The sequence below is a fragment of the Streptomyces cinereoruber genome, assembly GCF_009299385.1.
GTDB lineage: Bacteria > Actinomycetota > Actinomycetes > Streptomycetales > Streptomycetaceae > Streptomyces > Streptomyces bikiniensis.
Window position 1 is genome coordinate 4,071,818 of record NZ_CP023693.1, and the last position, 12,689, is coordinate 4,084,506.

Annotated in this window: 11 protein-coding genes and 1 pseudogene; 3 read left to right on the forward strand and 9 right to left on the reverse strand. The window is 68.2% G+C overall.

Annotated elements, in window-relative coordinates; all coding sequences use genetic code 11:
• Nucleotides 1-63 precede the first annotated feature (63 nt).
• Nucleotides 64-480: a YciI family protein gene (locus CP977_RS18200; RefSeq protein ID WP_062753559.1), complete on the reverse strand. Its 417-nt coding sequence runs from the start codon at nucleotides 478-480 to the stop codon at nucleotides 64-66.
• A gap of 208 nt (nucleotides 481-688) precedes the next feature.
• On the opposite strand from CP977_RS18200, the gene CP977_RS18205 reads away from it, so the two are divergent.
• Nucleotides 689-1,318, forward strand: a complete 630-nt coding sequence (locus tag CP977_RS18205; protein WP_062753557.1) for a MarC family protein — start codon at nucleotides 689-691, stop codon at nucleotides 1,316-1,318.
• A 32-nt stretch (nucleotides 1,319-1,350) separates the two neighbouring features.
• Here the strand turns inward: CP977_RS18205 and CP977_RS18210 are convergent, their stop codons facing one another.
• Nucleotides 1,351-2,352 (reverse strand): ArsR/SmtB family transcription factor, encoded by a 1,002-nt coding sequence (locus CP977_RS18210; protein ID WP_062753555.1) that lies wholly within the window; start codon nucleotides 2,350-2,352, stop codon nucleotides 1,351-1,353.
• A gap of 107 nt (nucleotides 2,353-2,459) precedes the next feature.
• Between CP977_RS18210 and CP977_RS18215 the strand changes: the two genes are divergently transcribed.
• The gene (locus CP977_RS18215) at nucleotides 2,460-3,653 is read left to right on the forward strand and encodes an MFS transporter (protein WP_062753553.1); all 1,194 of its coding nucleotides are present in this window, start codon (nucleotides 2,460-2,462) and stop codon (nucleotides 3,651-3,653) included.
• A gap of 65 nt (nucleotides 3,654-3,718) precedes the next feature.
• Here the strand turns inward: CP977_RS18215 and CP977_RS18220 are convergent, their stop codons facing one another.
• The 3 genes from CP977_RS18220 to CP977_RS18230 are packed head-to-tail and all read right to left on the reverse strand — an operon-like array spanning nucleotide 3,719 to nucleotide 7,060.
• Nucleotides 3,719-5,974, reverse strand: coding sequence for an FtsX-like permease family protein (locus CP977_RS18220; protein ID WP_152370480.1), 2,256 nt, complete (start codon nucleotides 5,972-5,974; stop codon nucleotides 3,719-3,721).
• A complete protein-coding gene (locus CP977_RS18225; RefSeq protein WP_062753550.1) occupies nucleotides 5,971-6,645 on the reverse strand; it encodes an ABC transporter ATP-binding protein in 675 nt (224 codons plus the stop codon). Before CP977_RS18225 ends, CP977_RS18220 begins: the two co-directional genes overlap by 4 nt.
• A gap of 58 nt (nucleotides 6,646-6,703) precedes the next feature.
• Nucleotides 6,704-7,060, reverse strand: coding sequence for a hypothetical protein (locus CP977_RS18230; RefSeq protein ID WP_244412632.1), 357 nt, complete (start codon nucleotides 7,058-7,060; stop codon nucleotides 6,704-6,706).
• A gap of 598 nt (nucleotides 7,061-7,658) precedes the next feature.
• Between CP977_RS18230 and CP977_RS18235 the strand changes: the two genes are divergently transcribed.
• Nucleotides 7,659-7,856: a hypothetical protein gene (locus CP977_RS18235; RefSeq protein ID WP_152370481.1), complete on the forward strand. Its 198-nt coding sequence runs from the start codon at nucleotides 7,659-7,661 to the stop codon at nucleotides 7,854-7,856.
• A 357-nt stretch (nucleotides 7,857-8,213) separates the two neighbouring features.
• Here CP977_RS18235 and CP977_RS18240 read toward each other — a convergent pair whose 3' ends face one another.
• The 4 genes and pseudogenes from CP977_RS18240 to CP977_RS18255 all read right to left on the reverse strand — a co-directional run bounded on the left by CP977_RS18240 (nucleotide 8,214) and on the right by CP977_RS18255 (nucleotide 12,680).
• The gene (locus tag CP977_RS18240; protein WP_152370482.1) at nucleotides 8,214-8,636 is read right to left on the reverse strand and encodes a PIN domain nuclease; all 423 of its coding nucleotides are present in this window, start codon (nucleotides 8,634-8,636) and stop codon (nucleotides 8,214-8,216) included.
• Nucleotides 8,633-8,848 carry a type II toxin-antitoxin system VapB family antitoxin gene (locus tag CP977_RS18245; protein ID WP_109186718.1) on the reverse strand — a complete coding sequence of 72 codons (216 nt, stop codon included), beginning with the start codon at nucleotides 8,846-8,848 and terminating at the stop codon, nucleotides 8,633-8,635. The genes CP977_RS18240 and CP977_RS18245 overlap by 4 nt, the downstream gene beginning before the upstream one ends.
• A gap of 65 nt (nucleotides 8,849-8,913) precedes the next feature.
• Nucleotides 8,914-11,336 (reverse strand): annotated as a pseudogene (locus CP977_RS35515) (helicase-associated domain-containing protein).
• A gap of 708 nt (nucleotides 11,337-12,044) precedes the next feature.
• Nucleotides 12,045-12,680 (reverse strand): DUF4276 family protein, encoded by a 636-nt coding sequence (locus CP977_RS18255; protein WP_152370483.1) that lies wholly within the window; start codon nucleotides 12,678-12,680, stop codon nucleotides 12,045-12,047.
• Nucleotides 12,681-12,689: the final 9 nt, after the last annotated feature.

Sequence of the window (12,689 nt, forward strand, 5' to 3'; positions counted from 1 at the left end):
GGAAAGTGTGAAAATTTGACGAACAGTTGGGGCGGGGAGGCGCCGGGGAGGACCGGCCCGGGATCAGTCCAGGCTCGGACCGACCTCGTCCACCGGCCGGACGACCACCGGGTACGCCGGGGAGCCCTCCGGGACCGGGCAGCGGGCCACCCGCGCGGCGATCTCGGTCACGCGCTCCAGGGAGGCGCACTCCAGGAGCCAGTAGCCGGCGACGACGCCCTCGGCCGCCGCGTACGGATCGTCCGTGACGACCGTGTTCCCGGTGTCGTCCACCGTCACGAAGCGGGTCGTGGACGGGGCGGCGAGCCCCTGGGCGTCGAGCATCTCGCCGCTCGCGGTGAGCTCCTCGTTGATCGCGTTCATGTGGTCGAACATCGCCTGCATCCCCGCCCGGTCCCAGGCGGGACTGCCGGCGGAGCCGCGCCCCGCCATCGCCTCGTAGTCGGCCTGCGACCCCTGGACCATCACCAGGTACTTCACGACGTCCTCCTCGTTCGGCGCGCGTACGCGTACGCGTACGCGTACACGTGCACGTGTACGCGCTCGTGTCCGTATCCGGGGCGGCGTGTGGCGCCCCGCCCTCACCGCAGCACGGCCGCACGGCCGGAGCCGGGCCGCCGCGCCCGACACCGCGCGGACGTACGCCCGGAAAACGGAAGAAATCACCCGGCCGCCTCATGATGCAGACGTGAACGCATTCACCTTCTCCGCCGCCTTCATCACCTTCTTCTCCGTCGTCGGCCCGCCGAAGGTGCTCCTCTCCTTCGCCGGCCTCGCCCAGGTCCACCCCGCCGGCCAGCTGCGGAAGATCGCCCTCATCTCCTCGGCCGCGGCCGTCCTCGTCGGCATCCTCGCCGGCGTCACGGCCCCCTGGCTGCTCGACCTCTTCCACATCAGCACCCCCGCCCTCCAGCTCGCGGGCGGCCTGATCTTCTTCCTCTACGCGGTCGGCCTCGTCCTCGGCATGCACCTCGGCTCCGACGGCCCCCACCAGGACGCCCCGGACCTGGTCAGCGGGGTGCGCGAGCTGCTGATGCCGTACGTGGTGAGCCCGCTCGCCCTGACGGCGGTGCTCATCGAGGCGGCCGCCCGCTCCGGCTTCAGCTGGCGCTCGACGGTGGTCGGGGCGTACGTGGCGGTCATCGCCCTCGACCTGGTCTGCGTCCTGCTCCTGACCCGGGTCCTGCTCCACACCCACCACGCCACGATCGAGCTCCTCGGCCGCCTCCTGGGCCTCCTGCTCGCCGCCGTCGGCGTCGACCTGGTCCTCGACGGCCTCTCGGACCTGGGGGTACCGGGCCTGGACGCCCGGCACTAGGGCCTGTCCGGCGGGTCAGGGCCGGACAGGCCCTAGGGGTTGAGAAGCTGATCGGCCACGGAGGTGCGGGCGTAGAGGACGGAGCGTCCGCTGCGGTGGGCGGTGACGAGGCCCGCGTTCCGCAGGGCGATGAGGTGCTGGGAGACGCCGGCGGCGGACAGCCCGGAGTGGGCGGCGAGCCAGGTGGTGGAGGCGGGGGTGTCGAGCGCGGCGAGGAGCAGGGTCCGGGAACGGCCGAGGACGGCGGCGACGGCGTCCGTGGAGGCGGTGGTACGGGGCTCCCACACGGCCCCGAAACCGCGCGCCGGATAGGCGAGTTGCGGCGGATCGGGGTGGACGGTCCGGGTGAGGACCCGGGGCCAGACGAAGACGGAGGGCACGAGCAGCAGCCCGGAGCCGGCCTGGTCGCGGGTGAGCGCGCAGTGGCGCCGTACGAGGCGCAGGGTGCCGTCGTCCCACCGTACGGTCTCGTGGAGTTCGCCCAGGACCCGGGCCGAACCGTGCTCGGCGACCTGCCGGGCCCGGTGGAAGACGTCGGCCTCCAGGACCTTCTGGATGCGGGCCCAGTAGGGGGCGAGGGCGAGTTCCCAGTAGACCTCGATCTCGTCGGCGACCTTCGGCAGGACGGCGACGGGATCGTCGTGAAGGGCCCGGAGCACCCCGCCACCGGCACCCCACGGCCCCGCTCCCGGGCGCGCGTCCAGGGCGAGCTTCCGAAGGTCTTTCCGCACCTGCCCGGCGGGGGTGCGGCGGACGGCGTCGAGTTCGGCGGCAAGGGTGGGGAAGGGCCCGTCGGGGGTGGGGTTGAGGAAGTCCGCGAGGTATCCGTCGGCGGGCACGAGGGCGGCGAGCCGCCCGCGGTCGAGCCCGGCGCGGGCGATCCGGGGCCGGACCTGGGCGGCCCAGCGCTGGTGCGGGGCGGAGTCGGACCGCTGGGCGAGGACCCGGAAGCTGGTGACTACCTCCCAGAGGGGGGAGACGGCGAACCGGGTCTGGGCGAGGTCGGCGGCGGAGAAGACGAGTCCGGATTCCATGCGTACGTGCCCCCGAGGCGTCGTCGGTGCGGCGGCCGGTCCCCGAATGGATTCGGCTCCACCTTAATCATTGGAGGGAACGGACGCGGAAAGAGCAACCTCCCCCCATGCCCACGACCTTCCGCAACCTCCCGCCCCTCGTCTGGACGCTCTTCGCCGGAACGATCGTCAACCGCCTCGGCTACCTCGTCACCCCGTTCCTGGTCTTCTTCCTCGCCTCGCGGGGAGTGACCGGCTCCGACACCTCGTACGTCCTCGGCGCCCTGGGCGCGGGCCACCTCCTCGGCCCCGCCGTCGGCGGCGTCCTCGCCGACCGCGTCGGCCGCCGCCCCACCATGCTCATCGGCCTGATCGGCACGGCGGCGGCGCAGGGGGCGCTGTTCCTCGCGCCCGGCGTCTGGACGATGGCGGCGGCCGCGCTGCTGATCAGCGCGGCGGGCAGCACCGTCTCGCCGGCCGCGTACGCGCTCCTCGCGGACGCGGTGGACGGCGAACGGCGCCGGCGCGCGTACGCCCTCTTCGGCTGGGGCGTGAACATCGGGACGGCGGTCGGGGGAGTCCTGGGCGGTTATCTCGCGGCCCACGGCTACTGGCTGCTCTTCGCGGTGGACGCGGGTGCGATGCTCCTGTACGCCCTGGTGGTGACGTTCCGCGTGAAGGAGCCGGAGCGAGCCCCGTCCTCGACCGAGGGACGGGGGAAGGAGATCGGCTACGGAGTGCTCCTCCGCGACCGCCTGGCCCTCCTGATCCTCCCCCTCTTCGGAGCCCAGCTCTTCGTGTACTCGCTCACCGAGGTGGCCCTGCCGCTGGCGATCCGCGACAGCGGCCTCTCCCCGGCGGTGTACGGGGCGATGGCGGCGGTCAACGCGATCCTGGTGGTGGCGCTCCAGCCGTTCGCGACGGCGTGGCTGGCGAGGCTGCCGCAGCTGGCGGTGCAGAGCGCGGGCGGCACGCTGATCGCGGTGGGCGTGGCGCTCACCGGCCTCGCGGACGGGGTCGTCGGCTACACGGTGTCGGTCGTGGTCTGGTCCCTCGGCGAGGTGGTGGTGGCCGGCATCGCGGCGAGCGTCGTCGCGAACCTGGCCCCGGCGCACGCCCGCGGCCGCTACCAGGGCGCCTTCGGGTGGGTGTGGGGGACGGCCCGCTTCGCGGCCCTGACCCTGGGCGTCACGGTCTACACGACCCTGGGCCCGGCGGTGCTGTGGTGGACGGCCCTGGCGACGGGCACGGCCGCGGCGGCGGCGACCCTGGCCCTGACGACGAGGATCGAACGCCGCACGGCCCACAGCCTGGCGGCATGACATGGGCCACGAGCGCGTTCACGCACTCGCGGCCCGCCGTGGAAGACCGACCTCCCGTACCGGGATCAGTCCCGCCGAATGTGCTCGGGATCGATGTGCCGCCGCACCATGGGCACGGAGGCGAGCGCGGCCGCGACCACCACCCCCAGCGCACAGGCGAACAGCAGCGGCAGCCCCTCCCAGTCCCAGTGCACGGCCCCGCCCCCGGTGATCAGATAACTGGACTCGGCAAGCCACCCGGCCACGATCGCCGCCCCCAGCCCCACCACCAACGGCAGCACCACCTGCACCACCTGCACCACCCGCAACGTCCCGGCCCGCGCCCCCAACAACGCGAGCGCCGTCACCTGCCCCCGCCTCTCCATGGCCCGATCAGCCACGGACACGACGAACGCGGCCACCCCGATCACCAGCCCGAGCACCATCCCGACAACCAACAGACTCCGAATCACGGTCAACTGCGCAAGCGAGTCGATCACGATCCCGACGGGCTCCACGGAGGCGGTGGGGGCAACGGCCCCGATACCGTCCAGGACGGAGCGGACGGTGGTGGGGTCGGCGTCACTGAGGAGCACAAGACGCCCTTCGGCAAGGACGACATCCGGAGGGATCAGTGAGGGAGGAATGAGGAGGCTCGGTCCTGCGAATTCTGAAGGCTGGTATGCGCGAACATGGATGCTTTCTTGTGGAACGGCGACGTTGATCTTCTGTCCGTTGCTGAGCAGGAACGGGAATACCTTCCCCGGGACAGCTGCGCTGTCGAAGGGGAAATTTTCATCCTCGAGGCGGAGGACCTTCCCATCGACACATCCTCTCGCTTTTGCGGTGAATGAGGAGAGTTGTTCGCATGTAGCTACTACGGCATACGTCCGAGGTTTGTATTCCTCTGTATTTTCCTCCCATGAAACAGAAGAAAATGCATGAGCCTTCACGTTCTTCACCCTGAGCGCCTCTAGGCGCTGGCGAGCGTCAAGTTGGTTGAGCGGGAGGGCGTATTCCTGGACAGGATTGGTGGATCGGCTCACCTGGTCCAGTTCGATGAGCACTCCTTGGGTAAGTGAGGTTCCGAACACCAGGAGCACGAGGCCGGTCACCACTCGCAACGACGATCCCGGATCGACCTCCGTACGTCGCATGGCCAATGCCACCGGCAGCGACTTCACCATTCCGGCCAGCCGCCGTGCGAGCCGTGCTGTGATGGGAGGCAGCCCGAAGACGAGCCCAGCCCCGGTCACCAGGACGGCGCCGGGAATCAGCACAGCGCTGGCCGTACCTCCCGATGGGTCTCGCCCCATCGCGCTGACCACGCAGTACCCGCCGATGACCCCGAGTCCGGGGACCAAAAGCAATGTGCCGTACTTCTTCGGAGGCTTTCGCTCACCGGTTCGACGCACACTGATCGGTGACAGGACCGCCCGCCGCGCGCTGAACTGGCTAACAGCCCAAGCGAGCATCGGACATCCGAGCAAACATGCAGCCACCGTCAGGCCTTCGGGACGCCCGTCTTCCGGATACCAATGCAGCCCTGGTAATCCGACCCGAGCCACGATCTCATTGACCCCCAGATATGCGAGAAGCCCGACCACGGCGCCAACGAGAGCTGCAGCCACGCTCTCTCCCGCGTTAACCCGCAATGTGTCCTTTGCGCTAAGCCCGACAAGCCGGAGGGCTGCGAGCCTGCGTGCGCGGGACTCACCGGAAAGGCGTGCGCAGACGGAGAGGAAGGTGACGAGAGGGAGCAACACGATGCACCCGAGAGTGAATCGCAGGATGTCGAGAGTCGACAGGTCGATGATCTCGTGCCGTGTGTACGTGGCTCCGAAGCGCCCCAGCGGCCTTGCTTCGGGAAGGCTGGCGGCAGGTACACCGATGTAGGCGTACAGCTCATCCGGGCCCCCCAATCCGGCGGGCCCAATCGTACCGATTACGCGTCCAGGCACGAGTCCTGCGGCACGAGGGTTGGCTGTCAAGACCTCCTTTAACTTAGGTGAGACGATCGCTTCGCCGGGGTAAGGGAGATCGTTCAGCCCTGGAGGAACAGGCACAGGGCTCGAGCCCGTGCGGCCAATGAAAACCCGCCGCAATGGTCGTGCTCCGTAAGGGTCGAGGAACTGCTGATAGACGACATTCGCGTTTTCGCCCGAGGACGCCGCCCGATTTGTTACACGGGTATCGTTGGCAGCGATGATGGTGGGAATGCTGAGGGTTGCCGCAAGGCAAGCCACCCCCAGCGCTGAGCCAAGCGACATCAACAGGAAGCGGATCCGCCCCCTGCGCCCACTGCCCCACAGCAGGCGCATCCCAAGGAGGAACGGATTCACACCGCCACCCGCTGTGCCAGAACCCCGTCCGTCATCGTGTACTGCGTATCGGCCTTCGCGGCGACATCCGCGTCATGGGTGACGATGACCACCGCGGTCTTCTGCCTCCGCGCGAGCTGAAGGAACTCATCCAGCACAGCAGCCGCGTTGACGCTGTCGAGCGCCCCGGTCGGTTCGTCCGCGAACACCACGTCCGGCCGGTGAACCAACGCCCGGGCGACCGCCACACGCTGACTCTGGCCACCCGACAGCTTCGAGGTCCTGCGCCGCACCAGGTCACTCATCCCGAGCCGCTTCAACACCTGGCCGGCCATCGCGTGGGCATGGTCCTTGCTGATCCCGGCGAGCCGAAGAGGAAGCGCCGCGTTCTCCTCGACGGTCAGCTCCGGCAGTAACTCCCCGTACTGGAAGACGAAGCCCAGCCGCGTACGCCGCAGCGCGCTGAGTTCCCCGTCGGGCAGGCAGGACAGCCGCTCCCCGTCGAAGGTCACCGCCCCGTTGGTGGGCGGCAGAACTCCGGCGAGGCAGTACAACAGCGACGACTTGCCCGACCCACTACTGCCCATGATGGCGGCCACTTCGCCGCGCTTGAGCGTGAAATCGGCACCGATGACGGCCTGCTGCTCACCGTAGAAGAGGTCCACGCCTTCGGCGCGGAGAATGACGTCCATCGTGATGTGTGCTTCCTGTGAGAGGGGCCACCTGTCGGCGGCCCCCAAGTGAAGACTGCTAGCGCCTGAACGTCCGGGTGTGCGAGCAGTTGTCCGGGCGCAGCGAGCCGCGGTTCCTGCAAACTCGCATGTCAGCCGTATTGGTGTAGCGGGTCGCACCGTCATGAACGGTTTTCTCGATGGAGATACTGCGCTTTTGTACGCCATCGAAGCGCTGCCAGCGGTAGTCGTGTGCTTTGGCCTGCAAGTAGACGTTGTGGCCGTCGCGGTCGTTGGTATCGCGGAGCACACCCCTGAAGCGGAAGGCGCCGCGCTTTTCACCTGGAGGCTCCCACTTGTACTCCACAGATTGGAACTTCGCCCCCGTAGTGGTAAAGGGTTCCTTGAGGGGGTGCCAGGAGTCGGCAACCGCCACTCCGGCCCCTCCAAAGAACAGGCTTGCGGTTACCAGGGCTGCAGTAAACTTCCTCATAAACACCCTCTGCTCGTCGTACTCGGGTTGGTCGCCACAGAAAGTATCGGGATTACTGCATGCCCGATGACGCAGGAACGTCCCTCCCGCGTTTATCCCCTCGATCTGGTGAATAAAGTAATCTTGCTGAGCCTCACCCCATAGGAGTGATCATTAGGATGCGCTGGCTGAGGGGGGCGTGGGCTGGTTGTCAGTAGTCCCTTCCGTTTTGGCCCTTGCTGTCGTCAACCTGGCCGTCTCCGTCTCGGGCTGCATACCCGTCAACCAAGAGGCCAGTTTCAAGAAAGCCTCTTTTGGCGTGGCTCAGGGCGCAGGCGACGTGAGGGTTCAGGAACGTTGATGATCCCGGCGATGCACTGGCAGAAGGTACGAGAATCAAACTGGTGATGGATTGTTCCCAGTGAGCTTCCAAACCTTCGTACGGGGCGGTCGTAGGCCGCGCCCTAACCCTCCTCACCTGCGGTGAAGCTTCAAGGGCGGCTTTGCTCGAACGAAGGCGAACAGGCCTGGGCGGAGTGCATCCAATCAGAACCGTGACCAAGTGGATAAAGACGCGAACGAACTCGCCGTCATGACGGAAGCCGAGGCGAAGTGCCGGGGCCAGCTTCCCGCTGCGGCTCCCGAGCCGACCGTGACTGTGCTGGCCTTGTTCCTGACCGAGGCCAAGGCGCTCAGTGCCTGCGTACGCAAGAACGGCTTCCCGAGGGCCCTGACCCTGGTCCGGCTACGGGAGACATGAAGTTGACGAACGACCAGGGGGCACTGCACCAAACGCCCGAGTTCCAGGACGTCGTGGCGAAGTGTGCCGGCAGGCGACGTTGCCGACAGCTGAACCGCCTGCTCCGGCGTGACGACGGAGGAAGGTAAAGGTTCCGGCCGCTGGGGGTTGGGACCTTCGTTTCGCCTGTTCAGCCGTGGCGGAGGATACGAGATTCGAACTCGTGAGGGGTTGCCCCCCACCACGCTTTCAAAGTGTTCGTACAGGGGCCCGGCGAGGGTCGTGCGCGTCCCGACCTGCGACGGAGTCTGTGCATCGCCTCCTTGTGGACGGCCCCGGACGGAGGCGAACGCAACCAGGACTGCAACCACCCCTCGACTACTTACGGCCCTTCGGGCCGTACCACTGGAGGGGCTGGCCGGTTACTGCGGCGATGCATTCGAAGTCGTGGTCACAGTGCAGGAGGGTGAGCCCCTGCAGCTCGGCAGTCGCTGCGACAACGAGATCGACTGCGCCTGCGCTGCGGTGCTTGCCTTGCTTGGTGAGGGCCTCCTGGACCTGCCAGGCCCGGTCGTAAGCGCGGTCGTCGACGGGGACCCAACCGAAGAGCAGCCTTATGTCCTCGATGCCGCGTGCCCGGTCGGCGGCCGATCGGGCGCTGTGGAAGAACTCCAGCTCCGTGATGGGGCTTGTGGCGATCAGGCCGGCGGCCGCTGCCTGATCCCAGCCGTACTGTTCCGCGTCGCCCCGCATGAATCGGGCGAGGGCGCTGGTGTCGATCAGGTAGAGCGCGGCGTTCACCGTCGGTAGTTCCGCTTGTCCTCGAGAAGCGTCAGATCGAACGCGCCTTCGTCGGCCGCGGCGCGCAGGCGGGTCAGGGCCAGTGCCCGCCGCCTGTTCTCCAGTACCTCGCGCAAGGCTGTGTTGACCGTCTCCTTCTTGGTGCTGGTGCCCAGGGCTTTGGCTACGTCTGCCACCAGCTCGTCATCGAGGTCGATCACTGTCCGGCTCATGTGCGCCTCCCGTATATCAATTATGGAAGTAATTATATCTCTCATGGTTCATCGATGTCATGGATTCACGTCGGCATGACCCCGTGGACACGGGAGAGCGTGAAGACGCGTTCGTCTTCTCGCGGGTGGCACCAGGCTTCAAGGTGGGGCGGGGCGAGTTCGAGGCGGCTGAGGGTGCGTACTGTGAGGTTGCCGGAGGCGGCTACGTACTCGACGGTGATGGCCTGACCTGTGTCGATGGCGTGGGCGAGCTGGCGGACGTCGGTGTACGGCAGTTGCTTCGCCCACCCTGCGACGATCTCCTCGGTGTCCGTGGCGAAGGGCGCTCCGCCCTCGAACGGTGCCGGGTCGGGAATCGTGGCCGGGGCGGCCAGCAGTCGGGTCGCCAACGCGCTCGGGTCGAAGTCGGCGGATCCCTTCGCCAGGCTCGGGGCGGCGGTCCGGCCGGCGCCCCTCGCCCTGGAGCCGCGCGGAGCCGGAACGGCAGCGGCGGCCCGCCGGGGCCGGGTCTTCTCGATGCGTACCGTTCCCTCGTCGGTCTCGGCGACGGGGGCGTATCCCTCGGCCCGAAGAGCGGCGAGGGTCGCGTCGAGCGGGCTGCGGCTGATCAGCACCGTCGGGGCCAATCGGCGCAGCCCGAGCTTGGCGAGCTTGCGGTGGGCGGCGAGTTCGGCCAGGAGTGCGGGCTCGTCGCCGTGGAGGACGCAGGCGGCGGGGGCGATGCGTACCCGCCCGTGGCCTCGTGCGGTGTCGGCGATCAGGTACGACAGGGGCTGGGGGAGCGGCCCGGCGGCGACGGCGGCCAGGTCGGCCGCGATGTCCTCGGGGGTGTGCCCGGCGTCCAGGGCCCGGCGGACGCCGGCGGCGCTGAACCGCCACACCGACGCCGTGCCGCTGGTCTCCCGGTCGGCGACGGAGTCCAGGAGCGCGGCCAGCCGCGCGGACGGGGTGCCGGTGACGACGGCGGTGAGGTCGGCGCCGAGCCGGGCCGTCGCGGTGGCCGAGGGCAGCAAGCGGCGGCACTCGACGTCCGGTGCCTCCGGGTCGCCGGTCCGCAGGTGGTGCCGAGGGCGGACAGGGCACCTCGCGCGAGTACGCCGAGGAGTTCGGCCTCGCGGATCGCGGTGGCGAACGGCGTGTCTTCCTGGAGCGAGCAGTCGGCGAACGGACGGTGCCAGGCGATCAGCGGCCCCAGATCCGCCGTGACCCGCACGCCGTGCCCTGCCGGGAGCCGCGCGGCTGCGGCCAGCAGCCCGTGGCGGGACTGCACACAGCCGTTGCAGGGCGGCGCGCCGAGCGCGGGGAGCGCCTTGCCGTCCTCGTCGCGTGCCCGGGTGGGGGTGAGCGCCAGGTTCCACCACGCCTGGAGCAGTACGGCGAACTGCTCGGGGGGTTCCTGTTCCGCCCAGGCGTCGTAAGCCCCGGTGGGGGCCACGTGGTCGCCGTTCCGGGCCATCAGGCCGGCGGCGTACGCGGTTTCCAGGACGAGGCGTACGACGGCGTCGTCGGCGTGGGCGGCCTTGCCGATCCGTGCCAGTTCACGCGCACCGATCCCGCCGGACCTCAACCGGGCCGGCGCGGTCGTCGAGCAGACCGACAGGACCGAGGCGGCACCGGCGGCGAACGTCGAGGCCACGGCCGACGCCTCGCGGTCCACATCCACCGGGGCGACGGACACCCGTTCCACGGAAGGCGGAACGGGTTGGAACGGCGCGTGCCGGCCGGGCCCGCGCAGCGCGAGCGCCACCTCGGCGGGCATACGGGCCGGACCGTAGCGGTGACGGTCCTCGATCAGGAGTCCTCGGTCCAGTGCCCATCGAGCGCCCGGTTCGGGTTCGGGATCGGGGTCCGGACTCCCGGACATGATGAACCGCGCGGGTCTCGCCCCCGCTCGGTCTTCCAGCAGCTTCCGGGTCGCCGCAGGGGCCTCGGCGAGCACGGAGAGGACGCGCTCCGGGTCGCCGTGGTGTTCCGCGAGCGCGGCCAGCCGCTGCGACTTGGTGCCCGGCGGCTTGACCCCCAGTGCCGCCAGCATGTCGCGTAGCTCGTCGGAGGTCGTGCCCGTGAGCAGTTCCTCCAGCGGGGCGTCCAGACCCAGGGGCGCGTCCCATGCGTGCCGCAACGCTCCGGCCATGCGGAGCTTCCCCGCGCCGTCGAACCAGACCAGAGCGTGATCGGCCAGAGCCTCCAGTACGGCGTCCAGCTCGCGGACGGCTTCGTCGTCCGCCGCTTCCAGCAGCTCCGCCAGGGCATCGCGCGACGCGGGCGCGCGCAGTGCCGCCAGCGCTTCGGCCACTTGGAGGTGTGGCTGCGCGAGCCGCGGCAGGGCAAGCGCCACCGATCCCGGGCGCTGAAGGCGCTCGGCCAGTTCCCCCACCGAGCGCGGCTCCGGGGCGGCCGCCGCGTCCCTCCGCCTCTCGAGCACGCGTGCCAGACGAGAGCCGTCGAGGCCGCCCAGCCAAGTCGCCAGCGTCGATCGGGGCTTCATGCCGGGGCACCTCGCGGGATCAGGACCATGGCGGCGGGGAGGCCCGCCGGGGGGTTGCAAGGATGTCGTACCCCTGCGATCCGCGGATGCCGTACGGGGCAGCACTCCCCCGATGGTGGGCACCTGCATCAGCGAAGCCGTGAGAGCGGGGCCCAGTTGCCCGAAACATCCGAATCGAATGCATGTGAGCGCAACCGGAAATGCAGCCGGAGTACGACGAGAAGCCGAGCCGCATATTGCGGCTCGGCTTCTCGTTTCGCCTGTTCAGGCGGCTGCGGAGGATACGAGATTCGAACTCGTGAGGGGTTGCCCCCAACACGCTTTCCAACTGTCCGCTCCGCCATCCATGGGCGTTCATGGGCGTTCATGGGACCGTCCAGTCCGGTGCGTGGATACCGGTGAACGGCTGCGTCCTATGGCGTACTGAACAAAGACCAGGACAACGCGTGGGTCTGACGACCGTCCTCCCGGCACCCTTCCTTGGGTTGCCGCCAAGCGCTTCTGTTCTGCGGCGCTGGGCGAGGCCGTCCAGCGCCGCAGCCCTACAGGCTGCCTCCAGACCGCCTGAGCGCGTCATGGGACAGCAGCCGCCGCTCTAGCTGTGGTCCGGCCTTACTGGGTCCACCTGATCCGCACTGCCGGATCGCCCGGTGCGCCTTGAGACTGCTTTGTGACCCCGCGCCCCGTGGTGTTGAAGTCACCCACCGTTCATGTGGAGTCATCCTCCGGGAACATCTCTTTCAGAGCATTGCAGAAGTGATTAAAGCTTGCGGAGGAGTTATTTTCGAGGCTGAGCAAGGGTGCCAGAGTTCTGGCAAGCTCAAGCTTGCGGAGTCCATTCGAGAAATAGCCGGCGTCCTGGAGGAGCTTTTCCAGTCTCTCCCAGGTTCCGCCTCGAATCGCGTCCACATCACGAAAGCCCGCACGATGCTCAAAAGACTTAGCAACCTTCGGATACGCAGTTCTGATAGCGGCAGGGTCACCGAGGAACCAGGCTTCGATTTCTTCGCACGCGATTCGAGCCTTGAAGCATCCTCCAAATCCGGCGCTCCCAGATTGGTGAAGCTTCAGACCCGCATCGACTGCAATCCGATTGATTCTCTCTTTGAGGGATACGCAGTTGTCGTCATCCCTGTCTACTAGAGTTAGAATTCGTACGTCAAAGTTGCGTGCCCACGATGAGTAACCGCGCAACCGGCTCGGGAGCTTGCGAAGGAGGTCATCTTTGCCGCTGAAGACGCGCAACTCGTAGTTTACGTGTTCTTCTGCATGAGGAATCATTCGAGGAATGATGATCCGTAGCGCTACTTCAGCACTCGGCTCTTCCAGAAGGAGTTGTAGCATTCTGTGCAC

Coding starts and splice junctions, on each gene's coding strand:
- CP977_RS18225 (WP_062753550.1), bottom strand. CDS start 6,645: ATGGACGTCATTCTCCGCGCCGAAGGCGTGGACCTCTTCTACGGTGAG.
- CP977_RS18210 (WP_062753555.1), bottom strand. CDS start 2,352: ATGGAATCCGGACTCGTCTTCTCCGCCGCCGACCTCGCCCAGACCCGG.
- CP977_RS18255 (WP_152370483.1), bottom strand. CDS start 12,680: ATGCTACAACTCCTTCTGGAAGAGCCGAGTGCTGAAGTAGCGCTACGG.
- CP977_RS18215 (WP_062753553.1), top strand. CDS start 2,460: ATGCCCACGACCTTCCGCAACCTCCCGCCCCTCGTCTGGACGCTCTTC.
- CP977_RS18245 (WP_109186718.1), bottom strand. CDS start 8,848: ATGAGCCGGACAGTGATCGACCTCGATGACGAGCTGGTGGCAGACGTA.